We start from the raw sequence: 25,852 nt of genomic DNA on the forward strand, positions 1-25,852 counted from the left end.
ATGATAAGTTACTAAGATATTTAAATTTTATACCAATATGACAGAACGTGAGTATAGCGAATCTCTCAATCCACAAAAAGCATTGATCTGGAGAATTGTACATCTGGATAATATTGCTTGGGTTTTGGAACATGGCTTGCACTGTGGCAATAGCCTTACGGCTTCCCCAAATTGGGTACATATTGGTAATACCGAATTAATTGATAAAAGAGCAAATCATCCTGTACCAGTTGGACAGGGTGGATACCTGAATGATTATGTACCTTTTTATTTTACGCCATTTTCTCCCATGCTTTTGAACATCACAACAGGGCGAGGTGGTGTCCGACAGCGTTCTAATGATGAGATTGTCATTCTCGTATCAAGTCTGCATCGTTTACAGGAATTGAATATGCCGTTTGTATTCACAGATGGTCATGCCTATTATCAATGGTCAAATTTCTATACGGATTTAGCTGATTTAGATAAGATTGATTGGCAGATTTTACAGAAAAAAGATTTCAGTCGGGATGTGGATGATCCCGCAAAGTTTGAACGTTATCAGGCAGAGGCACTTGTACATCAACATTGTCCGATTGAAGCCCTGCTCGGTATGATATGTTACAATGAGAAAATTAAATCTTTGCTAGAGCAACAATTGCAGCAAGCAAATATTGAAATGCCTGTTTATGTAAGGTCAGGAGTATATTTTAAATGATTCGTTATACGACTGGAAACTTACTGGATGCCCCAGTAGAAGCATTGGTCAATACTGTAAATACAGTAGGGGTCATGGGGAAAGGCATTGCTTTGATGTTTAAAGAACGATTCCCTGACAATATGGCTGCCTATCGTCAAGCATGTAAAGAGGGGCGTGTTCAAACAGGAAAAATGTTTGTTACAGAAACCAATGAATTTTTAGCACCTCGCTGGATCGTTAATTTTCCGACTAAACAACACTGGAAAGCCAAATCACAAATTGAATGGGTTGAAGATGGGCTGAAAGATTTAAAACAATTTATTATAGAAAAAAATATTTCATCTATTGCGATTCCGCCATTGGGTGCTGGTAATGGTGGGTTAGACTGGCAAGATGTAAAGCCAAAAATAGAATCTGCATTGTCAGATTTACTGGATGTGGATGTTCTAATTTTTGAACCGACTGAAAAATATCAGAATATTGCAAAAAATATTGGTGTGCAAAAACTTACACCAGCTCGGGCTTTGATTGCAGAACTGATTCGTAGGTATGGGGTACTGGGTATGGAATGTAGTATCCTTGAAATCCAAAAGTTAGCATGGTTTCTACAAAGAGTTATCGAAAAACATAATTTATCCAATGAGTTAAGATTGGATTTTCAGGCAAACTATTATGGTCCTTACGCCCACAATCTGACACATCTGCTTAATGCACTAGATGGCAGCTATTTAAAGTCTGACAAAAGAATCCCTGATTGTGAACCATTGGATGTGATTTGGTTTAATCAACAGGAACAAGGCAAAGTACAAAGCTATTTGAACAGTGAGGCAAAAGATTTTGTGCCTGCTCTGGAAGAAGCGGCTGCTTTAATTGAGGGGTTTGAATCACCTTTTGGAATGGAATTGCTTTCTACAGTAGATTGGCTGATCTATAAAGATGGATGTCAGCCAACGGTTGAATCTATTAAAGATGGGTTAGCAAATTGGTCTGCTGGTAAACGCTGGGCAGATCGGAAGTTATCTTTATTTAAAGATGAACATATTGAGTATGCTTTGGATAAGTTACAGAAGTCTATTTAGTTTGGATACTTCTCATTGAATTTGCGTATAGAAAAAGTGAGGTGGGCACAAGCTTATACACATTTTCAACATTCAGTGCATAAAATTTTTAGAGAGTTAAGAAAGCTTCAGTTTTTTTGTGTACTAAATTATCTTTGTACTAGATAGCTGTTAGTCATTAATTAAATTAGGGAAATTATGAAAATTAGTAGCTTTATAAAATCTGAAATATTGCATGGTAATGCTATTCTATTTTTGGGAGCAGGTGCTTCTATACCGTCTTTCTCAAAAGATGGAATTAAAAAAGGGTTATCTGGGAATCAACTTAGAGATGCTCTTTCTGATCAATTTTTAGGTGGTGCTAGTAAATCAAAGAGTTTAAGTCATGTTTCATCTTTAGCTTTTAATCAAGCTGGTACAAGTAATGTTCATGATTTTATTTTTAATTTAGTAGATGAGTTAGAACCTACTAAAGCTCATGAGTTAATTACAAAATTTAGATGGAAAGCAATTATTACGACAAATTATGATAGAGTTGTAGAAAAAACATATGAAAGATCTAGTGAAACACAACAGAAATTAAAACGAGTTATTTCAAATTCAGATAGTATTCAAAAAATAGTAAGTGATCCTCAAAATTTACCATATTTAAAAATACATGGGTGTGTTACTCGATTAAATGACCCTCATTTACCACTTATCTTATCAGGTGAGAATTATTATAAATTTAGAGATAATAGAGATAGTTTATTTAACCAATTAAAAGAATGGGCCGTAAACTATCCAATTATATTTTGTGGATATAGTATTGCTGATGAGAATATTCGAGATTTAATAATGGATGTTGAAGATAATAATATTAATCGTCCAATGTATATCTTTATTGATCCATTTATAGAAGATGTAGAAATTCAATATTGGAGTAATAGGAGGTTTGAATGTCATAAAACCGATTTAGAGGGATTTATGACATCATTAATAGAGAGTATTCCAAATAAAGTATTAACTTTATCATCTGCATTTTCTGAGGGGAATTCTTCTATTACAAAATTGATTCCATCACATGAACGTCCATCCATAGCTTTGGTTGAGTATCTAAAAGAAAAATTAATTCATATTAATCAAGATATTAATTTTAGTGACACAATATCTGCTGAAAGATTTTATAAAGGATATTCTGAAGGGTTTTCTTGGATTAAGAGTAGCTATGATGTTTATAGAAATATTACAGATATTCTACTTGAAGATATATTTAATGACGGTAAAAAAAATGGCATATATTTACTAAGTGGTTATGCTGGAAGTGGGAAAACTATAATATTGAAACAATTTTCATGGAATGCTTGTCTCAAACGTAATGGGAATGTTTTTTATTTGGATGAGGGAGGGATCATTGAAATTGATGAAATCATAGAGTTGGCAAAGTTAATTAATGAGCAGATAGTGATAGTTATTGATGATATACTAGATCATAAAGATGAGATAATTGATCTATATAAAACAATATTAAACTTGGATCTTAATCTTAAAATTCTAACTACAACAAGAGTCAATGAGTGGAATATAGCTGGCAATAATTTAGAACCTTTAGTTTCATCTCAATACGATGTATTAGATATGGATGATAATGAAGTTAATGGTTTGTTAGATAAATTGACTAAAAATAATCTTTTGGGTGTACTTAAAGAGATTGAACCTGCTGAGAGAATACATTATTTAAAAAGTAAGCTTAGAAATCAACTTTTAGTTGCTTTGCATGAAGTAACGGAAGGTAAGAGTTTTGAGCAAATAATTATTGATGAATATAATAATATTAGCCCTAGACAGGCTAAAGATTTATATTTAGATATTTGTACACTTAATAGATTTAGAATTAAAATTAGAGCTGGGTTACTATCAAGAATAAGTGGTATTACTTTCTATGATTTTAAAGAAAGCTTTTATAAACCTTTAGAATTAGTAGTTAGATCTTTTATAGATCGTAAATATGGGGATTATGTATATGTAAGTCGACATGATAGGATTGCTGAAATAGTTTTTAATAATGCTTTTGAATCTCCTGATGAAAAATCATATCAGTTAGTTAAGATTATTCGTTATTTAAATAGTGGTTATGATACTGATAGACAGGCTATAGAATATTTAATCAAAGGTAGACTACTAGCTGATAGTTTTGCAGATAAAAAACTTGCAGTAAATATATTTAAAGCGGCAGAAGAAGCAAAAGTACCTAGACATTTTTTATTACATCAGCAAGCTGTTTATGAATTACATCATCAAGGTGGAGATATTAATTATGCTCTAAAACTAATTGAAGAGTCTGAGAGCTGTGCTCCAAAACATGTATTAAAATCAATACAACATACTAAGGCTAATGTTTATAGACGTTTAGCTCATTTAGAAACAGAACTCGCTGAAAAGACCGCATTAAGAGATAAAGCAATAGCTCTGTTAAGTCAAGCTATAACTAAACGACCAAAAGATTCTATGGCACATAGTTTAAAGGCTAAATTACTTTTAGAAGAATTAAAAGATTTCGTGGAAACAGTAGATATAGAAGATCAAAGTAAGTTGAGAGTTTTGGATAGTTTAACAAAAGATATTGAGTTAAATTTTAAATCTGCTCGTGAATTATTTCCTGATGATGCAGATATGCTAAATAATGAGGCAGAGTTTTCAAAGTTTATGCAAGATATGCCCCGAGCTCTTTCTATACTAGAGAAAGCTTATAAAACTAATAAAACTAATCTTTTTATTTCATTACGCCTTGCTCGTCATTATTTTTATCAACAAGATCAAAGGGAAGAGGGGCTGAAAATTGTTAGGACTACTATATTAGCTCATCCAACAAGTAAAGAAGCCCATTTTGAACTTGCAAAAATGTTGATAGATATTAATGAATTAAGTTATAGGGAGGAAATTAGTAGAGCTTTAAAAAGAAGTTATACATTTGGCGATTCAAATATCGAAGCACAGTTTAAAGATGCAAGGTTTGAGTTTCTACATGGAGATAAAACTAAATCATTAAGAATATTTAATAGCTTAGCAAAATATAATTTGCTTCCTAGCTCGAAGAATAAAGTGAGAGATAGAATATTAGATAGCCATAATACTCCTAAAATTTTTTATGGGAAAATAGAAAGGTTACATGATTCCTTTGCATTTATCAATTGTTTGGATTTTCCAGATAATATTTATGCGCATGTGACTTCTATGTCTAGTTATGAGGATTGGCAGAGTTTAAAAAATAATATTTCAGTGAAATTTACAGTTGGGTTTAACTATAAAGGTGTTGCTATCCATAGTTTATGGATAATCTAGCTTAGATTTTTTGTGAAAATTGAATTAAGACAAGCTCAACTCATGTATTACCTAAACAGTTTTAAAGTAATGGTGGGTTTTTTGTAATAGTTCTAGTTTTTGAAACAAAACCTAGCCCAATCTGCCATCAAACTTTTCCTTTTTTCCAGATAAGCCCCACGTAAATAAGCAGCTTCCACTTCATCAGGAAGTTTGTGGGCTAGAACATGCTCACAGACTTCACGTGGATAATCCGTTTTATCGGCAGACCAGTCACGAAATGTAGATCGAAAGCCATGTGTGGTAATGATACGATTTTGTTTCGGGTCAATATAGCCTATACCATTCTCTTTAAATTTTTGTTCATGTAACCGTCTAATCAGTGTGGTGAGTGACATATCAGAAAGCATTTCACTACTACGAGGGGCAGGGAAAATGAAATCTTGTGCTTGAGTGTGATCTTGGATTGATTCAAGCAAAGTGATGGCTTCTTGAGACAGGGGAACACGATGTTCTTTTTCAGCTTTCATTCGTTCTTTAGGAATGATCCAAACCTTATTATTAAAATCAATTTCCTGCCATTTAGCTCCGAAAATTTCGCCAGAACGACAAGCAGTTAAAATTGCAAATTCCAAAGCTTTAGGCGAAATCCCTTTTTTCTGTCTCAAGTGCTGGATAAACCCAGCAACCTGTTCATAAGGTAAAGATGGGTGAGGGCGTGATTCCTGTTTTAAATTACCCAGTATAGGCTCAAGGTTACCTTTCCATTCAGCAGGATTGTCACCCACAAAATATCCCATAGCCTTAGCATAATCCAAAATAGTTTCTATCCGACCACGAATACGTTTGGCGGTTTCATTTTTTTCAATCCAGATTGGTTCAAGAACGGCTGCAATATCGACTTTGGTAATTGTTCCAACAATTAAGTCCCCTAGAGTGGGATAGATATAAGTTTCCAGTGTTGATGACCATTGCCCGATATGCTTCTGATTTTTAAGTTCAAGTGTTTTCTTGGCAATAACGACTTCTGCACATTCACGGAATGTTTTGGCACGATGTTTCTGTATTTTTAAAGCATTAAGACGTTCCTGTTTTTCTTGCAGTGGATCGATTCCATCTCGAATTTTTTTCTTTAATTCACGAGCTTTTTCTCGTGCTTCTGATAATGAAACTTCTGGAAAAGACCCAAGCCCAATATCTCTACGATGAATTTTAACTTTGCCGTGATCATCAACTTTTTTACCAACAGCAACTCGGAGTACCCACGCACGAGAGCCATCAACAATACGCAAATGTAAGCCATCAACACCACCGACAGCATGTCTACCATTTTCCTTAATCTTTGCTACACTAAGAGCGGATAGCTCTTTTGCTTTCTTTGGCATAGGTGGTTTGTCCCACATTAAAACCCACATAAAGTTATGGATTTGACTCTACTACATCAAATAGTATCAGACAAGTATTTTTATAAATTATTGATAATAATAAAATTAAAATATTGGGTTGGACGGTATAGGATGCTTGTTAGACGGACACCGCTTCCGCCAAATATCGAAAAAAGCCCTTGTTTTTACAAGGGCTTTTTTCTTAGCTCTGGTTTTACCCCTAAACCTACCCCACATCCAATATTGGATTGAATTACATGGGATAAAACTTGTAAGGAGCAATTGAGAATTAGCTAATCGTCAGTTTGAAATGCTAACAATATACGAGCCTATACTTCGAACAACTTAACTGACTCTTTCAAAGTAGAATAGATGTGAATGACGGTTTGATCTGCCTAAATTCAGTAGTAATTATTCAAAAGATAGGGCACACATTTAAAAAAATACTGTCAGTTGTCTGAGGTTATAATGATTGTTTTCTATAGAAGACAATTCTAAACAATTAAGATGTTATTCATTTACCGTTGAATAATTTGAACTGGCTTTGTTGCATAAATAAATTTTATCCCCATACATGTTAGATGAATACAGAATCAAAAAGCCGATAAAAAACAACGAACTGGTCTGAGTACAATCAGGCTTTACGTCAACGGGGTGCTTTCACCATTTGGTTTGATCCCCAAATGCAATGGTCTGCAACACCTACTGGAAAAAAAGGACGTCAACCTACCTACACTGATATAGCAATTCAATTTGCCCTGACGATACGAAACCTGTTCCAACTGGCTTTACGCCAAACACAAGGTTTCATTCAAAGCCTTTTTCAAATGGCTCACCTCGACTGGAATGTTCCAGACTTCTCAACATTGAGTCGGCGAGCAGATAAGCTCCAGCCACTTCTACATAAATCAGCAAAAAATCCACAGGAAGACTTGCATATTTTAGTTGATAGCACAGGGATCAAAGTTACAGGTGATGGGGAATGGGTGCGTAAAAAACATGGCGTAAACCAACATCGTCAATGGCTGAAATTACATCTTGCGACAGATGCAAACAGTGGAGAAATACAAGCGGTTGAAGTCACGACCTGCCAATATGGTGATGCTGAAATGCTCCAACCTCTTTTAGATCAAATTGATGAACCCATTGCATCTGTCAGGGCTGATGGTGCTTATGACACAGTGAATTGTTATGATGCGATTTTGAAACGGCAAGCAAATGTAATTATCCCTCCTCGTTCCAATGCTGCTTTATGGGCAGAAAATGAAATTGGTAAAGCAAGGAATCATGCAGTACAAGGCTGTTGGGACAAGGGTCAAAAGCAGTGGAAACGAGATATTGGTTATCATCGACGATCCCGAATAGAGACTAAAATGTTTGCCTTGAAACGACTTGGACAAGGTGTATCTAGTCGATGCTTTAATCGTCAGGTGGTTGACTTGCAAATAAGAGTCGATATTTTGAATAAATTTACTCAACTTGGTACAGCTAAAACGGTGGCTGTTGCATAAATATCTGAAGATTAGAACAACTCTACCTTTCGTCTATTTGTGCAACAAAGCCATTTGAACTGAATCTTTTTAGTGTCTACTAACTTAATTTGGAAAATAGTTTACCCATCAGAAAATATAGAAGTTGTTATGGAGAAAATTTTAGGTAATGAATGGATTAAAATTAATCACAGATCAAGATCGAATCAATGCTGTTTTATGTATTTAGGCATGTATAAATAATAATTTTTTAGAACATCATTGGTTTTAATGGGACGTATTATTATGAGAATTTGCACTTTTTGATGTTATGCAGCCAAAGACCTACTCTTTATCGCTAGTAATTTGACAGAGAAGAAAGCTAGCATTAGTGACAATTTTCGCCACATCGCTTCAACTCTTGTTGTTTATTTCAAAAATATGACTTAAATATTTAATAACTAAAAATAAATATTAAAAAATGGTTGAATAATAAGCAATTATCTATAATGATAACTAATATCCACTTGATCATTCATTCTAGGAGGTAGATCATGATTGATGTGCAATATTCCGAAAATGTCTCGATACATCAGTTAGCTGATGATGCATTCTTGTTAAGAGTCAATGATGCAAAGGTTTATCAATATTTGCTCAAGCAATGTGGTAAGGAATTCGGTTGGGAACGTTCGATACAAAAATCTCAAAGTTTTTTTAACGGTGATATTGAATACCAAATTAACCTTTCTGATATTCCATTGGAAAATTTTGGACGAGATTTCTTTATGTTGGAACCAGAACTACTCGATAACATTGCGAAAAGTTAATACATAGCTTGATTATATGCTGTGTATAGTGAGTTATATATTTTAGTTTTTCGCCACGTCATCCCCTTGACGTGGTCTTTTTATATAAAACTATTTTATCGAAAATAGAATCAATTTTATAATTTTGATACTGAATATCGTCGCCAATGGCGCAAACTTCATATCAAATACGAGTAGTTCAGCTCACAACAAACGATGTGAGTGATTCACAGGTGCTTGGTGATTTGCTTGATCAAATTCCGTTGGATGAACGAATTGATTTAGTCTATACAGATGGTGCTGATGACACAAAGCACTACAGACAAATCTTTTTAGATCGAGATGCACATGCAGTCATTCCACCTAGGAAGCATGCAAAGCTTTGGAAAGATAAGAAATTGATATATTTGGAGAGGAATGAATTATTAAAAACAGTCAAAAGGCTAGATAGGTCAATTTGGGAAAAATGGTTGGGTTATCATCATCGAAGTTTAGTGGAAACCAAAATGCATTGGATCAAATTATTAGGTGATAAATTCACAGCAAGGAGTTTTCCTAGTCAGATGAATGAGATTCATGCATATGTATAAATTTTTAATAAATTCAAATAATTAGATAGATTTCATATCCAAGTTATCACTTGAATTTAGCTCAATTAGGGTAGCATTCTCTTTCAAACTTTTGGCAACAAAGCCTCGCTGCACTAGTAAACCAGATAAACTTGCAATAACGAATTTCGCAAGAGGTTTTATCTTGATGCGGTTGTGTAATGTTGGGTAGCGAATTTAAAAAATCAATCCAATCTGTAGAATAAAAATTCACGCTTTTTTCACCTATTTCCATCTAAGTTTAAACATGAAGTAATTCAAATAAATCATCTTTCTCAGTTCAAGTTGAAGGCAAAGGAGTAATTATGACTCTTGTATTGATATTGCTTAGCTTGTTGATTCAGTTTTTTGTGTTGTGGGCTGCATTTTATTTCGAACTCAATCGAACAATTGGTAGTATTTTGGCTATCGCTACTGCGATTCTATGCGCGATTTTTATTACACCTTGGAGTTTAGTGGTTGGTATTCCCATCATTTTAATGAGTATTATTTTACTTGTTGCACCATTACGTGAAGCGTTAATTGCTAAACCTGCATTTAATATTCTTTCCAAAGCAATGCCTAGCATGAGTATTACAGAAAGAGAGGCTTTGGAAGCAGGTACAAGTTGGTGGGAAAAAGAATTATTTATGGGAGCACCTGATTGGGAAAAGTTCGATCAATATCCATATCCAAAACTTTCTGTAGAAGAACAATCTTTTATAGACAATGAAGTTCAACAACTTTGCTCCATGCTTGATGAATGGAAAATTCACCACAAAGATAAAAATTTACCTCCTGAAGTTTGGCAGTTTATTAAAGATAAAGGTTTTTTAGGACTCATCATTCCAAAATCATTTGGGGGAAAACAATTTTCAGCATTTGCTCAAAGCCGCATTATGAGCAAGATAGCATCACGTTCATTGACTGCGGCAGTAAGTTGTATGGTGCCCAACTCGCTTGGTCCCGGTGAACTATTGCTACATTACGGTACAACTGCACAGAAGCAACGTTATTTACCCGGCTTAGCAAATGGTACAGAAATTCCTTGCTTTGGCTTAACCAGTCCAGAAGCTGGTTCTGATGCGGGAGCGATTCCTGATACAGGTATAGTCTGTTATGGGTCTTATCAAGGACAAGAAGTTCTTGGTCTAAAAATGAATTTTTCTAAACGATGGATTACGCTTGCACCGATTGCAACGGTAATTGGTTTGGCGTTTAAGTTGTACGATCCAGATGGTCTATTGGGTGATAAAAGTAAAAGCGAATATGGCATTACCTGTGCATTAATACCTGCAAGTCATGAAGGGATAAAAATAGGTGCACGCCATAATCCTGGTGCGCCATTTATGAATGGAACTGTGGAAGGAACAGACATTTTCATTCCAATCGACTGGATTATTGGCGGTCAACAAAATGCCGGTAAAGGTTGGCGCATGTTGATGGAATGTCTAGGCGTTGGTCGTGGTATTTCTTTACCAGCATTGGCGACTGCTGCGGGTGAGATGAGTTACCTTTTAGTGGGTGCATTTGCTAGCGTTCGACAACAGTTTAAAGTGTCAGTTGGGCATTTTGAAGGTGTGCAAGAGGCAACCAGTGATATTGCCAGTGATGCCTATATGCTTGAGTCATTTAGATACATGGTGACTTGTGGTTTGAATCAGGGTGGGACTCCAGCCGTCATGACAGCTATGGCAAAATACTATGCGACTGAAACTATGAGAAAAGTGATTAATCATGGTATGGATGTCGTTGGTGGACGTGCGATTCAGCTAGGACCACGTAATTTTATGGCTTTAACTTATCAATCCATACCTGTTGCAATTACGGTAGAAGGGGCAAATATTCTTACGCGTTCTTTGATGATTTTCGGTCAAGGTTCCATGAGATGCCATCCGTATTTATTTGAAGAACTGCAATTATTGCAATCAGATGATAAAGCGAGTGCTCTAAAAAAATTCAATACCTTGTTATTTAAACATCTTGCTTATACTTTTAATCGTGCTGCTAAAGCGCTTGCATTTGGTCTCACAGGGGGCAGTAAAGAGGGCTCTTCATCGGCTGATGATTTCTCAAAATCATATTATGCAATCATCAATCGTATGAGTGCTGATTTTGCTTTGACGGCCGATATGGCATTGGGAATATTGGCTGGAGATTTAAAACGTAAGGAAATGCTTTCAGGTCGTTTAGCAGATATTCATGCCCATTTATTTATTGCAACAGCGATTCTTAATTATTATGAGCATGGACAAAGAACTGAGTCGGATCAAAAACATGCAGAATTAGCATTAAATAAGGCTCTCTATAATGCTCAGGAAGCATTCTTTGGATTGTATGAAAATTTCCCTGTGAAAATTGCTGCGACATTGGTGAAATTAATCAGTTTCCCATTTGGTCGACCAGTCACAAAACCATCGGATGAACTTAAACAACAAGTTGCTCAATTACTACTTAAAGAAAATTCTTTTAGAGCGGAATTGAAAAAACATGTTTATTACACAACCGATGAAACAGATGTGATGGGGCGCATGGAATCAACCTTCCAAATGTTGCTAAGTTTGCAGCCGCTTTGGGATAAGTTTAAAAAAGCTGAATCTAAAGATCAGTTTAAAGGACTGACTTTTGAGGAACATATTACAGATGCAGTTGCAGTGGGTTTTATTACTGCAAATGAAGCGGAACAGCTTTTAAAATATAATGCTAAACGCTACGATAGTATGCTGACTGATATATTTGATCAGCATTTAGAAAATGACCTGTCTCTTGGGAATCCTCATTTGAAAAGTTAGATAAGTTGGTCAATAAAAAAGCGAGATATCCAAGTCTCGCTTTTTTCTTTTTTATAAATTAAATTTTTTACGATAGCGCCAAAGTGTGGTTCGACTCATACCCAGTGCTTTTGCTGCGAGTGAAAGATCATTTTGGTATTGAATTAATGTTTTCCGTATCGTTTCTTTATTGATTTTATCCGAGATCAGTAATGGTTCATCTTCAATGATTGAGTTTGAAGGTGGAATATGTTTCTTATCAATAATTTCATCGGGTAAATCGCAAACATCTATTTCAGACTTCTCGTTTGCCATGGTCAGTGCGTAAAGGAGCGTATTTTTTAATTCACGGACATTTCCAGGCCAATCATATTGCATTAAGGTTTGTAATGCTGAATTAGATAATTTAGTCGATGTACCAAAAACATTGTGTTGTTCAGATAAAATATAATCTGCAATATATGGAATATCTTGCTTACGATCACGCAGTGGTGGAACAAAAATTGGAATAACACGCAGTCGATATAATAAATCTTGACGGAAGCGTCCAAGACGAGCTTCTTCTCGTAACGCTCGATGAGTAGCGGTGATAATACGGACATTCGCTCTAATCGATTTTTCTCCACCTAAAGGTGTAAATTCACCAGTCTCAAGAACTCTTAATAATTTTGCTTGAAGTTCTAATGGAATTTCAGCGATTTCATCTAAAAAAAGTGTTCCGCCTGCAGCACGTTCAAATACGCCTTTATGTTCTCGAATCGCCCCTGTAAAAGCACCCTTAACATGACCAAATAATTCGCTTTCCAGAATATTGGCATTTAAAGCTGCACAGTTAATGGCAATAAATACGTTATTTTTCCGCTGACTATGATCATGAATAGCCTGCGCAACCAGTTCTTTTCCACTACCAGATTCACCGCGAACTAGAACTGGGAATTCTGTAACTGCAACACGTTGAATAATGGAAAACATGCGTTGCATTTCTGGCGAGTGGCTATGAAAAATCTGCTCTAAAGTTGGGATGTTTTGATCTTGTTTTATTTTCTGTATAACTTGAGTGGATTGTAATAAATATAAGGTTCCCTCAAAGTGCTGATCGATAATTCTAATAGGATGACGATGGCAAAACAGCTCGATGGATTGAGCTGCATCACTCATCATATGTTGTCCGATCTCAAGCTCATGATGTTGTATTGTTTTTTTTAAAGTTTGAAATAACGAATTATTGATTTTTTTATCGTTCAATTCATACACAAAATGCTGCTTAGATTGATCTAAGATAAGAAAGGAACTATCTAACATTAGGGTTTGCAATTTAAACAAAAAGCTCTCTAAATCAGCTTGAGTATCAAAATCAATCGCTTGGTGCATGATGTTTCATCGAATGTTTTTCATTTGAAACAATTGAAACATATTGTGAAACATTAATGAAATGGTGATTTTGTTTAAAATTAAATATTATTAATTAATATATTGTTTTATTTGAATATAATTTATATTGCATAAAGTTGGCACTTAGTTTGCAAAATAAGAATATAACCAAGCATATCGAGACAAATTGAAATGATATTTCATCAATTTTTTGAAAAAGAAAGTTCAACTTATACTTATTTGGTTGCATCTGAACAAACACGTGAAGCGGTACTGATTGATCCAGTTGCTTCTGAAATAGAAAGTTATGAACAAATGTTGAATCAGTTGAATCTCAAGTTAGTTTACAGCTTAGATACGCATGTTCATGCAGATCACGTTACGGCTGCAAATTTACTCAGAGCACGTTTTGGCTGTAAAACAGTTTTACATCGCAACTCTGGCGTGGATTGCGGCGATATTTTTATCACTGACCGCAGTGCGATTCGTGTTGGTGAATGCTTAATAGAAGCACGTTATACCCCTGGACATACGAATGCCTGCACAAGCTATGTCATTGACAATATGGTGTTTACAGGCGATGCATTACTGATAGATGGTTGTGGTCGTACTGATTTCCAAGAAGGAAATGCTGAAACTTTATACGACAGTATCCATAAACAGATATTCACTTTACCCGACGACACGATTGTTTACCCGGGGCATGATTATAAAGGTCGTTTGTCTTCAACTGTAGGGTACGAACGCGAATCGAACTCTCGTTTAGGTCATGGGCGTAGCAAACAAGATTTTGTAGAAATTATGAAAAACCTTGATCTGCCATATCCTAAAAAGATTGATATAGCCCTACCTGCCAATAAAGCGTGTGGGAAATAAGGGGAAAATTGTGAGTGACTTAAAACAAGTTAACCCTGAATTTTGGGTATCTGCTCAGATCAATCAATCTGATTTGGTTGAAATTGCAGCCAAGGGAATCAAAACGATTATTTGTAATCGCCCTGATGGTGAAGGTGTTGACCAGCCAAATATTATTGAGATCCAAGAAGCTGCAATACGCCATGGGATTCAATTGGAATATTTACCTGTTGTAAGTGGGCGGGTGACAGATGAACAAGCAATTGAATTTAAGTCACTTTATCAAAAATCCCAAAAACCTGTACTAGCATTTTGCCGTTCAGGAACTCGATCAATTACCTTATGGGCACTGTCTCAAGTGGCTGAACTTACCATTGATCAGATGTTGTTGCAGTCAAAATCACTGGGCTACGATTTACAAGGTTTAGTCCCTCGAATTTTGAAGCAAAATCCAACTCAGTTAAACAATATACCGAATTTTTCTGTGGTGATTGTCGGTGGGGGAGCAGCGGGTATTTCAGCAGCATCAAGTTTGTTATCTCGTCAATCGAATTTAGATATTGCCGTGATTGATCCTGCTGAAATTCATTACTACCAACCAGGATGGACGATGGTGGGCGGTGGGATATTCGCTCCTGAAAAAACGGTAAGAACAATGGCGAGTCTGATTCCTAAACAAGTTCATTGGATTAAGGCGGCTGTTGCAGCTTTTGATCCTGATAATAAACAAGTTTTATTAGAGGGATGTAAGCCGATTAACTATGAAGTATTAGTCGTCTGTCCGGGCTTAAAATTAAATTGGCATGGAATAGAAGGTTTAGTTGAAACGCTAGGTAAAAATGGTGTGACTTCAAACTATCGTTATGATCTTGCACCCTATACGTGGGACTTGGTTCGTAATATGAAACAGGGTAAAGCTGTTTTTACACAGCCACCTATGCCAATTAAATGTGCTGGTGCTCCGCAAAAAGCAATGTATTTGTCAGCTGATTATTGGCAAAGACAAGGTGTATTAAAAGATATTGAAATTGATTTTTATAATACAGGTGCGGTGTTATTTGGTGTACAAGCTTATGTTCCAGCTTTGATGGAATATATTAAACGTTACAATGCCAATTTAAACTTTAATCATCAATTGATTAAAGTCGATGGAAGCCAAAAGCGAGCTTGGTTTAAGGTCAGTGAAGGGGAAAATACTTCAGTGATTGAAACTGATTTCGACATGATTCATGTTGTTCCTCCACAGCAAGCACCTGATTTTATCCGAGCGAGTAACTTGGTTGATGCGGCAGGTTGGGTCAGTGTTGATCAGCATACCTTACAGCATAGTAAGTACCCTTATATCTTTGCTTTGGGTGATGTCACTAATGCACCAAATGCGAAAACGGCAGCAGCTGCACGAAAGCAAGCACCTATTGTTGCAGTGAATGTATTGCAGTACTTAAGAGGCAATCAGAATTTTGCGCAATATGACGGTTATGGATCTTGTCCGCTCACAGTTGAGCGTGGAAAGATTGTGTTGGCAGAATTTGGTTATGGCGGAAAACTGTTACCTAGTTTCCCTAAGTGGTTGCTCGATGGGCAAAAACCTTCACAGCTTGCATGGCTGTTAAAAGAGCAAATTCTACCGCCGATGTATTGGGATGGAATGCTCAAAGGTCGTGAATGGCTGGTGAAGCCAAAACTTTAGTTTATTCAGCTTAAATAAATCAAATACTTAGTCCTGATTCAGAGCTGAGTTAGGGCAGTATTTTCTCCAGAAATGGGTTCATCCTTGTACGAGGACATTGCATATCATGTGGTTATTAGTCTTAGAAGGTCTTGCGATCGGATGTTTACTTGGATTGACAGGCGCAGGTGGCGGTATTTTGGCTGTACCAGCATTGATGGCGAGTCAAGGATGGACGGTGTCTCAAGCTGCACCAGTAGGTTTGTTGGCAGTAACACTTGCTGCATTTGTTGGCATGGTTCAAGGCTTATTCAAGAAAATCGTACGTTATCGTGCCGCAATATGGATCGCTTTAATCAGCTTGCCATCAGCACGTTACGGGATTCATCTTGCGAGTATTATTTCTCCAGTTTGGTTAAGCCTTGGTTTTAGTATCGTGATGATGATTGTGGCTTATCGTATTTTCTTCAATAAGGTGAATGATTTTGAAGATCCACCGTGTAAGGTGAATCAATCAACAGGGCAACTGATTTGGAATGTTAAAACTGCTTCAGTGTTGGGTATTATAGGCATAATTGCAGGTCTATTAACTGGATTATTAGGAGTTGGTGGCGGTTTCGTGATTGTGCCAGCTTTGCGTAAAGTCACTGATCTAGATATGCGTAGTATCGTTGCAACGTCACTGATGATCATTTTCTTAATTGGTGGTGTAAGTATTTCAATACACATCATAGATGGCTTTCAGTATCCAATCGTTGTAACTGTTAGCTTTGTTGTGGCTTGTATTATCGGCATGCTAATTGGCAGAAGATTAATCAGCCTGATTGATATCAAAACGGTACAAGAGGTATTTGCTGTAGTGGTAATTTGTGTTGCGATTTATTTGGTGATTTCAAGCGTATCGAAAATCTTGCCCATGATTTCACTTTAATTATATTGCTATCTATTTGACTTTTAGTTTCTAAAACTGAGCCTAGACTCAAACGATGAGGTTTTGAGTTTAGGTTAAAAAATATATAAATTTATGTTTCCTATGTAATTTTGTATTATGATGCTAAGAGTTCACTAGCATGCCTAAAAGGATGCTTCACATAAACTTCATATGATTTCTATTAATATCATAAATATAAAAAGAGATTGGGTCAGGAAGAATCAATGTTTAAATTTTTTCTGCGATGGATGGATAGTTGGTCACTGACTGATACTTTAGATAAACAGCATATTCCTTTTCAAGAAAGCTCAAAAGATACCAAGATTCAGTGGATTAGAATTTTACCATTCATTTTGCTGCATATCGCTTGTCTTGCAGTTTTTTGGGTGGGTGTGTCTTGGTTTGCTATAGCATTCATGCTGTTTTTTTATTTTATTCGTATGTTTGCGATCACTGCTTTTTTTCATCGTTATCTTTCGCATAAAACCTTTCAAACTTCGCGTCCAATACAATTCTTTTTTGTGTTGATCGGAACCATGAGTGCACAGCGAGGGCCTTTATGGTGGGCAGCTCATCATCGTTATCATCATCGTTTTACTGACACAGATCACGATCCGCATTCATCTACACATGGATTTTGGTACAGTCATATTGGATGGTTTTTAAATGAACAGAATTTTTCTACACGAAAAGAAGTCATTAAAGACTGGCTAAAGTTTCCTGAAATTGTTTGGTTAGACCGTTTTAGTTTACCTGTGGTCTTGTTCACTGCTTTTGCAATTTATGGTTTAGGTGAGTGGTTGAGTATTACTTATCCGAGTTTAGGTACTTCAGGCTTACAGCTATTGGTATGGGGATTTGTGATTTCAACTGTTTTGCTGATTCATGCGACTTTATGTATCAATTCACTTGCGCATTTGTATGGCAGTCGAGACTTCGAGACGAAGGATAACAGCCGAAATAATTTATTTTTATCGATTATTACATTGGGTGAGGGTTGGCATAACAACCATCATTATTATGCGGGGAGTACTCGGCAAGGTTTCTTCTGGTGGCAAATCGACATTACTTATTACATTTTAAAAATGATGTCTTTTTTCGGTTTGATTTGGGGAATTAAACCTGTACCACAACGTATTTATGACACCCATAAAAGTCATCAATTAAATCTCAAAATAAACACGAGTAAAATTCAAAGCGAGGAGTCTTGATGAAGATTGCAATCGTAGGCTCTGGTATTTCAGGTATATACGCTGCGTGGAAATTATCAAAACAGCATGAAGTCACTATCTTTGAGAAAGAACAGTATTTCGGTGGACATACGGATACACATGATCTTTGGATTGAACGTAAAAACGTTGCTGTAGATAGCGGTTTTATTGTATTCAATGATTATAATTATCCTCTATTTAGCGCCATGCTTGCCGAATTAGGTGTGGAAGCACAGAATAGTGACATGAGCTTTTCAGTCAACAATCAAGTGACAGGGCTTCAATATAATCCATCAAAAAAATGGTCACTATTAACGCGACCTCAGAATTTTTTAAATAAGAAATTTCGGATCATGCTGTCCGACTTGATTCGTTTTTATCAAGACAACAAAGATATTCAGTTAGATCAGTGCAACGCTGAACTGAGTATTGAAGACTATCTGAATCAAAATGATTATTCAGAGGTATTTCGCCAAGAACATTTATACCCAATGTGTGGTGCATTGTGGTCAAGCCCAGTGGATCAAGTTGGAAATATTCCCTATAAATTTGTCGTAAGCTTTTTTCAACATCATCGTATGTTGCAATTGGAAGACCGCCCTCAATGGCAGACGGTCAAAGGTGGTTCAGCTTCTTATATACGAGCGATTCAAAAAGCTTGTCCATCAATTATTTGGAAAAAAGCGCAAGTTCAACAAGTGATTCGTGAAAATGATTTAGTTCATATTGTCACGAATCAAGAACAAGAAACTTTTGATTGGGTTGTGTTTGCCAGTCATGCTGATGATACGTTAAAGCTGATTCAAGATCCTTCGGCAGATGAGCGAGATGTATTAGGTTGTTTTGATTATCAAGATAACTTTATGGTGGTACATTCTGATACTTCGATTATGCCGAAGCGTCAATCTCAATGGGCAAGTTGGCATGTGCATGTCACTGCTCAAGAGAAACATCAAAAAAATAGCAAAGCTCATCAAGTACACTATGGATTTACTTACTGGATGAACAGCTTGCAGAAGCTACCGTGTAAGACCCAGATCTTTTCTACACTCAATCCGAATATGTCGATCGCAAAAGATAAGATTTATGTCGAACGTCGTTATCGACATCCTGTTTTTGATAAAAAAGCAATTGAATCACAAGCGCGTTGGGATTTGATCGATGGTCAAAACCGCAGTTCATTCTGCGGGGCATATTGGGGTTGGGGCTTTCATGAAGATGGGGCGAGAAGTGCTCAACGTGTAGTCGATGAACTATTAAAATTGAACGGCTAAATTTGGAGGTGATCACATGTTTGAAGATTCACTTTCCATAGCCAAAGCTCAGATTAGACATCGGCGCTTTTATCCTAAAGCACACGATTTTGAGTCTAGTTTGAGCTATTTATGTTTTGATCCTGATCGTATCGATCAAAACCTAGATCGTTCATGGCTTTGTTCAACTTCGCGTTGGAATATCTTAAATCTTTATGAAAATGATTTTCTAAAAGGCTATACAGGTTCGATCAGAGAACGAATTAAGAAAATCCTTTTGCAGCAAGCGGATACGATTTTATCAACTCAATCAGAAATTCGTGTGCTCGCATTGCCAAGAACTTTAGGATTTAGTTTTAATTCAGTCATCTTTTATTTTGTACTCAATCCTCAAAAACAACCTGTTTTCATATTGAGTGAAATCACCAATACCCCTTGGAATGAACGTAAAGTTTATGTGCATGACTGTCGTCAAAAATTAAAAGAGCACAGTCATTTCAAAAGTTATGAGTTCGAATTTGAAAAGAGTTTTCATGTCTCTCCATTTATGCCAATTGATATTCAGTACAAATGGCGATTTAACTTTTCAGATGAACAAAATGTGATTCATATGCAGCTTTATCAATCAGATAAATTTATCTTTGATGCAACGATGCATTTCACTTTAACCAGCATCACAGTTCCTTCACAACTGAATCGTTATGCTATTTATCATATCTTTGAACCTTTCAAGATGTTAGCTTCGATCTACCTTCAAGCTTTTCATCTATGGCGAAAGAAAGTTCCATTTTATCGGCACCCAAAAAAGATAAGGATTTAAAACAACATGATGAAAACGCTTATTTTCGGTGAACAGGATTCACTGCCCTTGGTTCTTCGAAGCTTGCTCAAACTTCGTCATGGACAAATTCATTTTCGTGGAGAATGGAATGGTACCGTGGGTGAGGTTTCTGATTTAGAAGCGACGATAGAGATTCATAATAAAGAATTGATTGATCTGATTTTTAAAAACGGTGTACTTGGTGCGGCTGAAGGTTATATTCGCGGCTATTGGAGCAGTGAACACCTCGTTGAAGTCATTCAAATTTTGGCGAGAAACCGTCATGTGCTTGATAAGATTAATCAGAATGTGATTTCTCAAGCCAGCCAACTTGTATTAAAAGCTTGGTACAAAACACGTAAAAATTCATTGTCAGGAAGTCGAAAAAATATTGCAGAGCATTACGACCTGAGCAATGACTTTTTCAAACTCTTTCTTGATTCTTCAATGATGTATTCCAGTGCTGTATATAAGCACAAAGATATGACTCTAGAAGAAGCTTCTGATTATAAAAAAGAGCTGATTTGTCAGAAATTACAACTCAAACCGATGGATCACTTGGTTGAGATCGGTAGTGGTTGGGGCGGATTTGCGATCTACGCTGCTCAGCATTATGGCTGTAAAGTGACTACGATCACCATTTCTCAAGCACAATACGATGAAGCAACCAAACGTATTGCCGATGCGGGTCTCAGTCATCGTGTCAATGTTCAGCTCAAAGATTACCGATTGTTAGAAGGCAAATTCGACAAGTTAGTTTCGATCGAAATGATTGAAGCGGTGGGTGAGCAATATTTATCGACTTACTTTAATAAATGCCGATCCTTATTAAAACCGAACGGTTTGGGCTTGATTCAAGCTATCACAATTGAAGATGCACGTTATAAAAAAGCTTTGAATACCGTGGATTATATTAAACGCTATATTTTCCCAGGAAGTTTTATTCCGTGTATCAGTGTTTTAACTCAAGCTGCATCTGAACAACAGTTACGTTTAAAACATCTTGAAGATATTGGCTTGAGCTATGCAGAAACGATTCATCAATGGCGTGAGCGTTTCTTAAATGCCAAAGAACGCGTTTTGGCTTTAGGATTTGATGAAAACTTTATTCGGATGTGGGATTTCTATCTCTGTTATTGCGAAGGTGGCTTTAAAGAAGGAGTGATCAGTGATGTACATCTTCTATTTGAAGCAAGCCCTTATTAAAAAATCCAAGATTTTTTAATGCATCAAGGAGATGGTTATGTTGTGGCAATTATTTTTACTTGATGCTGTAGTAATGACGCTGTGTTGGTTGTGGGCAACCTCTAATCATCGAGCAGGTATTGTAGATGTCGCTTGGAGCTTTTGTATTTTTTTAAATACTGCTCTGACAGCATTGTTTGTTGAGATCGCTCCGTTAAATGTCAGGTTGTTTATTGGAATATTCAGTTCGATTTGGTTTTTACGATTGAGCTTGCACTTGTTTCGGCGTTATCTGGCTGAACATGAGGAAGATAGACGATATGCCAATATGCGTAGGGCGATGGGAAAATATCAACATTTAGGTTTCTTTGCTTTTTTTATGTTTCAGGCAGGATTGGCCATCTTATTTAGTCTTCCAATGTGGAGCTTGCTCAATGTGCCAAGCATGTCTTGGAGCATGGATACCAATGATTATCTGATTATTGCAGGTTTAATTATGTTCGTTGCATTCGTCGGTGAGACAGTTGCAGATCAACAATTATATCGCTTCAAGCAAAATCCCAATAATCATGGCAAAACAATGGATCAAGGTCTATGGAGATATTCACGTCACCCAAACTATTTCTTTGAATGGTTGCATTGGTTTGCTTATCCCATCATAGGAGTAGCGGCAGGATTATTAAGCTTGTGGATCTATCCAGTGTTGATGTGGTTATTCTTGTATTACATCACGGGTATTCCATTTAGTGAGCAACAAGCCTTAAGAAATCGAGGTCAAAATTATCTCGATTATCAAAAACGAACTTCAATGTTTATTCCGTGGAAACCCAAAGAGTAGGTACGCACATGGACTTTATTATTCAAAAATCTTTAAAACTCGTCGAAAGCGGTTTAGTTCCTGATCAAGCGATTCGTGCAGCCATCCGTGCATTGAGTAAAAAGCGTTTGATTCAAGAAGGGCGTTATGACCCTGAACAAGGTGCTCAGCGCTATATGGATGTGCTTAATATGTTAAAGCACAGTGAAATTGCGATCGAAACGGACAAAGCCAACGAGCAGCATTATGAACTACCTACAGCATTCTTTCAGGCGGTTCTAGGAAAACGTTTGAAATATAGTGCATGTTTCTTTCCCCATGATCGAACAAATTTGGATGAAGCTGAAGAGTTTGCACTACAGATATATAGTGATCGTGCTCAATTACATGATGGTCAACAAATTTTAGAGTTGGGTTGTGGGTGGGGATCATTTACCTTATGGATGGCAGAGCGTTATCCAAATGCAAAAATCACGGGAGTGTCTAATTCAGCTACTCAACGTCAACATATTCTTGCAGAAGCTCAAAAGCGTGGTCTAAACAACGTAGAAATCTTAACCTGTGATGTTAATGTGCTTGAGTTAAAAGCGAATACTTTTGATCGTGTGGTTTCGGTTGAAATGTTTGAACATGTTCGAAACTATCAAAAGCTTTTTGAGAAAATTCAGTCTTGGCTCAAAGCAGATGGGATGTTGTGGTGTCATAATTTTTGTCATCGTTTCTTACATTATCCATTTGAAATTAAAAGTGAATATGATTGGATGTCGCGCTACTTCTTTACAGGTGGTCTGATGCCATCAACGTCTACATTCTTACATTTCCAAGATCATTTAGAGCTATCTAAACATTGGCAATGGTCGGGTACTCATTACGAGAAAACAGCGAATGCTTGGTTAGAAAATATGGATCGCAATGTCGAACAATTAAAACCACTTTTTGAACAAGTTTACGCTCAAGATGCAGATGCATGGTGGCAACGTTGGCGTATTTTCTTTATGGCTTGTGCAGAATTATTTGGGTTTGAACAAGGGCAAGAGTGGGTTGTCGGTCACTTCCTGTTTAAAAAGAAAGTCGTATAATTAAAGATAGCTCTGTAAGTAGATCAGCCAATGTTTAGATCGAAACAAAATGACGGAAATAATCATCCACTCGGTGAGATGTTTAATCGCTATTATTGGTTGCAGATCGGGCTGATCGCACTCTCAATTATTATTGGTATTGCTTGTAGCGCATGGGTGATTAAAGGTTCATTACTCAAAACTGCGCTTGAACAAGAAATGGAACATTATTGGATACGTGTTGATCGTAATCCAAATGCCGATCTTCCAGACACTAAAAATTTATATGGCTATCGTTGGTCATCAAACAAGCCTCCGCAACCACTTCGTGATTTGACTTTACAGCAAGGCGTGCATCGTATTTTTGTAGATGGCAAAGATCGTATGACTGTTTATGGCAAGCGCAATGGTCAGCATGTGTTGTTGGTGTTCGGTGAAAGTAACGTCAATAAAATTGTTTGGATGTTTGGTCTTGCGCCATTAATGTTTAGTTTGATTGTGCTCTATAGCATTTTATGGTGGTCAAATCGCCGTGCGAAACGTTATTTCTCACCGATTACCCGTCTTGCAAATGCGCTAGAACAAATAGACTGGGTTCATCAAAGTAAAGAGGCTTCTCCATTTCAAGATATTAGTACCAATGGCAACTTGGAAGCAGAATATCTAAAACAGGCATTAGAAAAGTACCATGAAGTATTGAGTGAGTTTATTTATCGTGAACGCGAGTTTACGGGGGATGTTAGTCACGAATTACGTACGCCTTTGACGATTTTGAAAGGTAATGTCCAAATCTGCCAAGCAAGATATGGTAATGATAAATCATTGAACCGTATAGCAAATACCATTGAGGACATGCAATTACTCGTAGATACTTTACTTGCAATTGCACGTAACACGACCAATACCCTAAATGCTGAGCAAACCCGATTATCTGCCATTATTACTGATCTCGTTCACGATTTAGATATGGTGAGCCAAAGTAAAGGGATAGAGATCTTGGTGCAGTATGATGATTCAGAATCAACACGTTTATTATATTCATCAATGACAAAAATGGTGTTTAGCAATATTTTGCGTAATGCGCTAAATTATTCTCAAGGCTCAAGTATTCATATTATTCAACGTAAAAATAGTATTGTGATTGCGGATAATGGGATTGGAATCACGATGCCGAATGATTCCAAAGTGCAAGAATTAAATACGACTCAACTGCAACTTAAGGCAAAAGGGCATGGTATCGGATTACAGTTGGTACAAAAACTCTGTAATCAATTAGGTTGGCGTGTTGAACTATTTGATCGACAATATTATTTGAGCACACGCAAATATCTCAAATTGGAAAACACAACGGGTTTAATCGTTGTGGTGTATATGAATTGAGTTTAATAATCTTCAAAAGCGACTTTTAAGCCTACACCTGAGACGGTATGAATTAACTTTTGGTCAAATGGTTTGTCGACCATTTTGCGTAAGTTATAGATATGGCTGCGTAAGGCATCACTTTCAGGTTCTTCATCTCCCCATAGTTCGATGATAATTTCTTGTTTAGTGATTACTTTAGGTGAATTACGCATCAAAATTTTGAGTAATTTAAACTGAATTCTTGGCAGCTCAATATGTTGACCTGCACGGGTAACTGTTTGAGTAGAACTATCTAAAACAAGATCATGGATTTGAATTTTACTAGAAGAAACCTCTCCAAGAGATCGTTTAATCAACGCACGAATACGCATGACTAATTCATTAAAATCAAAAGGTTTAACTAAATAGTCATCTGTTCCAGCAGTAAAACCTTTTAATTTGTCATCTAAGGTATCTCTCGCGGTTAACATCAAGATAGGAATATCTTTACCTTGATCATTTCTAAGCCATTCACATAAGTCGTAGCCTGAACCATCGGGAAGATTGATATCTAAAAGTAGCAAATGGTAGGGTTGGTTCTTTAGAAAATTTCGTGCCGCATCGAGGTTGCGTGCATGATCGATCACAAAGCCATGCTCTTCTAGGAACTCACACACTGTTGCTGCAAGTTCATAGTGATCTTCAACCATCAGAATAAATTGATTGCTCATAATAATAGTCAAGTTATTGATTTAGTAATTGTTGCTTTAATTTAGCATTAAATGGCTGGCTTCCAAACCAAATTTTAAAATACTGATTTGCTTTTTGATCTGTAATCGCACCGAGAGTCTTTTGATTTAAAGATAATGTAAGTGTATTGCTATTTTGATTGTAGCTGAGGCTATAGAGATCACCTTTTTTTACAGGGTGATATAATTCTGTGATGTTATTCATTGTTGAGTTTTCTGAGAAGCCTGCAATATTTTTCTTAAGGAAATGAGTCGCTGCACGTTTAAATGCCCATTCAGGAATGTTTTGACGATAAGAAAAGTCTAGGCGTATGTTTTGGTTTTCCCAGTTTTTTTTACAATCCTCTGCAAAGTATGTCACTGAACCAACAACTTTTCCCGTAACAATTAGTGGGGCATTCCGACAAGTATGAACACTTGCATGCACTACATGAGTACCTACTATTAAGTTAATGGCACAAAATGAAAATATTTTCTTCGTTAAATTAGAATTCATTTTTAACTCCATTGTGCAAAGAAATACTCAATTCAAAGCTT

Annotated in this window: 18 protein-coding genes and 3 pseudogenes; 17 read left to right on the plus strand and 4 right to left on the minus strand. The window is 36.4% G+C overall.

What is annotated here, in order from left to right:
- Positions 1-37 precede the first annotated feature (37 nt).
- From CDG55_RS06745 to CDG55_RS06755, 3 genes are all read left to right on the plus strand, one after another.
- Entirely contained in the window at positions 38-697 is a 660-nt protein-coding gene (locus CDG55_RS06745; RefSeq protein ID WP_087537449.1) for a DUF4433 domain-containing protein, read from the plus strand.
- Complete coding sequence (locus CDG55_RS06750) at positions 694-1,758, plus strand: macro domain-containing protein (protein WP_087537450.1); 1,065 nt, start codon at positions 694-696, stop codon at positions 1,756-1,758. The genes CDG55_RS06745 and CDG55_RS06750 overlap by 4 nt, the downstream gene beginning before the upstream one ends.
- Positions 1,759-1,935: 177 nt before the next feature.
- Positions 1,936-5,058, plus strand: coding sequence for an SIR2 family protein (locus tag CDG55_RS06755; RefSeq protein ID WP_087537451.1), 3,123 nt, complete (start codon positions 1,936-1,938; stop codon positions 5,056-5,058).
- A gap of 92 nt (positions 5,059-5,150) precedes the next feature.
- Here the strand turns inward: CDG55_RS06755 and CDG55_RS06760 are convergent, their stop codons facing one another.
- On the minus strand, positions 5,151-6,422 hold the full coding sequence (locus CDG55_RS06760) for a tyrosine-type recombinase/integrase (RefSeq protein WP_087537453.1): 1,272 nt from the start codon (positions 6,420-6,422) through the stop codon (positions 5,151-5,153).
- Between the two features lie 581 nt (positions 6,423-7,003).
- On the opposite strand from CDG55_RS06760, the pseudogene CDG55_RS06765 reads away from it, so the two are divergent.
- The 4 genes and pseudogenes from CDG55_RS06765 (at position 7,004) to CDG55_RS06780 (ending at position 12,076) form a co-directional block, all read left to right on the plus strand.
- Positions 7,004-7,933: pseudogene (locus tag CDG55_RS06765) on the plus strand (IS5-like element ISAba10 family transposase).
- Between the two features lie 512 nt (positions 7,934-8,445).
- Positions 8,446-8,718: a hypothetical protein gene (locus tag CDG55_RS06770; RefSeq protein ID WP_087537477.1), complete on the plus strand. Its 273-nt coding sequence runs from the start codon at positions 8,446-8,448 to the stop codon at positions 8,716-8,718.
- A 132-nt stretch (positions 8,719-8,850) separates the two neighbouring features.
- Positions 8,851-9,287: pseudogene (locus CDG55_RS06775) on the plus strand (transposase); the annotation flags it as partial.
- A 323-nt stretch (positions 9,288-9,610) separates the two neighbouring features.
- Positions 9,611-12,076 (plus strand): acyl-CoA dehydrogenase, encoded by a 2,466-nt coding sequence (locus CDG55_RS06780; RefSeq protein ID WP_087537476.1) that lies wholly within the window; start codon positions 9,611-9,613, stop codon positions 12,074-12,076.
- A gap of 51 nt (positions 12,077-12,127) precedes the next feature.
- On the opposite strand, the gene CDG55_RS06785 is transcribed toward CDG55_RS06780, so the two are convergent.
- Positions 12,128-13,426 carry a sigma-54 interaction domain-containing protein gene (locus CDG55_RS06785; RefSeq protein WP_087537475.1) on the minus strand — a complete coding sequence of 433 codons (1,299 nt, stop codon included), beginning with the start codon at positions 13,424-13,426 and terminating at the stop codon, positions 12,128-12,130.
- Between the two features lie 192 nt (positions 13,427-13,618).
- Here CDG55_RS06785 and CDG55_RS06790 point away from each other — a divergent pair, with 192 nt between their 5' ends.
- From CDG55_RS06790 to CDG55_RS06835, 10 genes and pseudogenes are all read left to right on the plus strand, one after another.
- Positions 13,619-14,302: an MBL fold metallo-hydrolase gene (locus CDG55_RS06790; RefSeq protein ID WP_087537474.1), complete on the plus strand. Its 684-nt coding sequence runs from the start codon at positions 13,619-13,621 to the stop codon at positions 14,300-14,302.
- A 10-nt stretch (positions 14,303-14,312) separates the two neighbouring features.
- Positions 14,313-15,971, plus strand: coding sequence for a bifunctional protein tyrosine phosphatase family protein/NAD(P)/FAD-dependent oxidoreductase (locus CDG55_RS06795; RefSeq protein ID WP_087537473.1), 1,659 nt, complete (start codon positions 14,313-14,315; stop codon positions 15,969-15,971).
- 106 nt (positions 15,972-16,077) lie between these two features.
- Positions 16,078-16,881: a sulfite exporter TauE/SafE family protein gene (locus tag CDG55_RS06800; RefSeq protein WP_005159461.1), complete on the plus strand. Its 804-nt coding sequence runs from the start codon at positions 16,078-16,080 to the stop codon at positions 16,879-16,881.
- 224 nt (positions 16,882-17,105) lie between these two features.
- Positions 17,106-18,092, plus strand: coding sequence for an acyl-CoA desaturase (locus CDG55_RS06805; RefSeq protein WP_087537472.1), 987 nt, complete (start codon positions 17,106-17,108; stop codon positions 18,090-18,092).
- Positions 18,092-19,366, plus strand: a complete 1,275-nt coding sequence (locus CDG55_RS06810) for an NAD(P)/FAD-dependent oxidoreductase (RefSeq protein ID WP_087537471.1) — start codon at positions 18,092-18,094, stop codon at positions 19,364-19,366. The genes CDG55_RS06805 and CDG55_RS06810 overlap by 1 nt, the downstream gene beginning before the upstream one ends.
- A gap of 16 nt (positions 19,367-19,382) precedes the next feature.
- Positions 19,383-20,197, plus strand: a pseudogene (locus CDG55_RS06815) (DUF1365 domain-containing protein).
- Positions 20,172-21,371 (plus strand): SAM-dependent methyltransferase, encoded by a 1,200-nt coding sequence (locus tag CDG55_RS06820; protein ID WP_087537470.1) that lies wholly within the window; start codon positions 20,172-20,174, stop codon positions 21,369-21,371. The pseudogene CDG55_RS06815 and the gene CDG55_RS06820 overlap by 26 nt, the downstream one beginning before the upstream one ends.
- Positions 21,372-21,408: 37 nt before the next feature.
- Positions 21,409-22,188 carry a DUF1295 domain-containing protein gene (locus tag CDG55_RS06825; RefSeq protein ID WP_087537469.1) on the plus strand — a complete coding sequence of 260 codons (780 nt, stop codon included), beginning with the start codon at positions 21,409-21,411 and terminating at the stop codon, positions 22,186-22,188.
- Between the two features lie 8 nt (positions 22,189-22,196).
- Positions 22,197-23,246, plus strand: coding sequence for an SAM-dependent methyltransferase (locus tag CDG55_RS06830; RefSeq protein ID WP_087537468.1), 1,050 nt, complete (start codon positions 22,197-22,199; stop codon positions 23,244-23,246).
- 30 nt (positions 23,247-23,276) lie between these two features.
- On the plus strand, positions 23,277-24,605 hold the full coding sequence (locus CDG55_RS06835; protein WP_087537467.1) for a sensor histidine kinase: 1,329 nt from the start codon (positions 23,277-23,279) through the stop codon (positions 24,603-24,605).
- Positions 24,606-24,607: 2 nt separating this feature from the next.
- On the opposite strand, the gene CDG55_RS06840 is transcribed toward CDG55_RS06835, so the two are convergent.
- Together CDG55_RS06840 and CDG55_RS06845 are read right to left on the minus strand one after the other, a co-directional pair.
- A complete protein-coding gene (locus CDG55_RS06840; protein ID WP_087537466.1) occupies positions 24,608-25,297 on the minus strand; it encodes a response regulator transcription factor in 690 nt (229 codons plus the stop codon).
- 13 nt (positions 25,298-25,310) lie between these two features.
- Positions 25,311-25,811 carry a chalcone isomerase family protein gene (locus tag CDG55_RS06845; protein WP_087537465.1) on the minus strand — a complete coding sequence of 167 codons (501 nt, stop codon included), beginning with the start codon at positions 25,809-25,811 and terminating at the stop codon, positions 25,311-25,313.
- Positions 25,812-25,852 lie beyond the last annotated feature (41 nt).

The organism is Acinetobacter sp. WCHA45 (assembly GCF_002165255.2).
GTDB lineage: Bacteria > Pseudomonadota > Gammaproteobacteria > Pseudomonadales > Moraxellaceae > Acinetobacter.

Bases quoted from the DNA above. Each gene is read 5' to 3' on its own strand.
- CDG55_RS06745 (WP_087537449.1), top strand. From the start codon at position 38: ATGACAGAACGTGAGTATAGCGAATCTCTCAATCCACAAAAAGCATTG.
- CDG55_RS06750 (WP_087537450.1), top strand. From the start codon at position 694: ATGATTCGTTATACGACTGGAAACTTACTGGATGCCCCAGTAGAAGCA.
- CDG55_RS06755 (WP_087537451.1), top strand. From the start codon at position 1,936: ATGAAAATTAGTAGCTTTATAAAATCTGAAATATTGCATGGTAATGCT.
- CDG55_RS06760 (WP_087537453.1), bottom strand. From the start codon at position 6,422: ATGCCAAAGAAAGCAAAAGAGCTATCCGCTCTTAGTGTAGCAAAGATT.
- CDG55_RS06770 (WP_087537477.1), top strand. From the start codon at position 8,446: ATGATTGATGTGCAATATTCCGAAAATGTCTCGATACATCAGTTAGCT.
- CDG55_RS06780 (WP_087537476.1), top strand. From the start codon at position 9,611: ATGACTCTTGTATTGATATTGCTTAGCTTGTTGATTCAGTTTTTTGTG.
- CDG55_RS06785 (WP_087537475.1), bottom strand. From the start codon at position 13,426: ATGCACCAAGCGATTGATTTTGATACTCAAGCTGATTTAGAGAGCTTT.
- CDG55_RS06790 (WP_087537474.1), top strand. From the start codon at position 13,619: ATGATATTTCATCAATTTTTTGAAAAAGAAAGTTCAACTTATACTTAT.
- CDG55_RS06800 (WP_005159461.1), top strand. From the start codon at position 16,078: ATGTGGTTATTAGTCTTAGAAGGTCTTGCGATCGGATGTTTACTTGGA.
- CDG55_RS06805 (WP_087537472.1), top strand. From the start codon at position 17,106: ATGTTTAAATTTTTTCTGCGATGGATGGATAGTTGGTCACTGACTGAT.
- CDG55_RS06810 (WP_087537471.1), top strand. From the start codon at position 18,092: ATGAAGATTGCAATCGTAGGCTCTGGTATTTCAGGTATATACGCTGCG.
- CDG55_RS06820 (WP_087537470.1), top strand. From the start codon at position 20,172: ATGATGAAAACGCTTATTTTCGGTGAACAGGATTCACTGCCCTTGGTT.
- CDG55_RS06825 (WP_087537469.1), top strand. From the start codon at position 21,409: ATGTTGTGGCAATTATTTTTACTTGATGCTGTAGTAATGACGCTGTGT.
- CDG55_RS06830 (WP_087537468.1), top strand. From the start codon at position 22,197: ATGGACTTTATTATTCAAAAATCTTTAAAACTCGTCGAAAGCGGTTTA.
- CDG55_RS06835 (WP_087537467.1), top strand. From the start codon at position 23,277: ATGTTTAGATCGAAACAAAATGACGGAAATAATCATCCACTCGGTGAG.
- CDG55_RS06840 (WP_087537466.1), bottom strand. From the start codon at position 25,297: ATGAGCAATCAATTTATTCTGATGGTTGAAGATCACTATGAACTTGCA.
- CDG55_RS06845 (WP_087537465.1), bottom strand. From the start codon at position 25,811: ATGAATTCTAATTTAACGAAGAAAATATTTTCATTTTGTGCCATTAAC.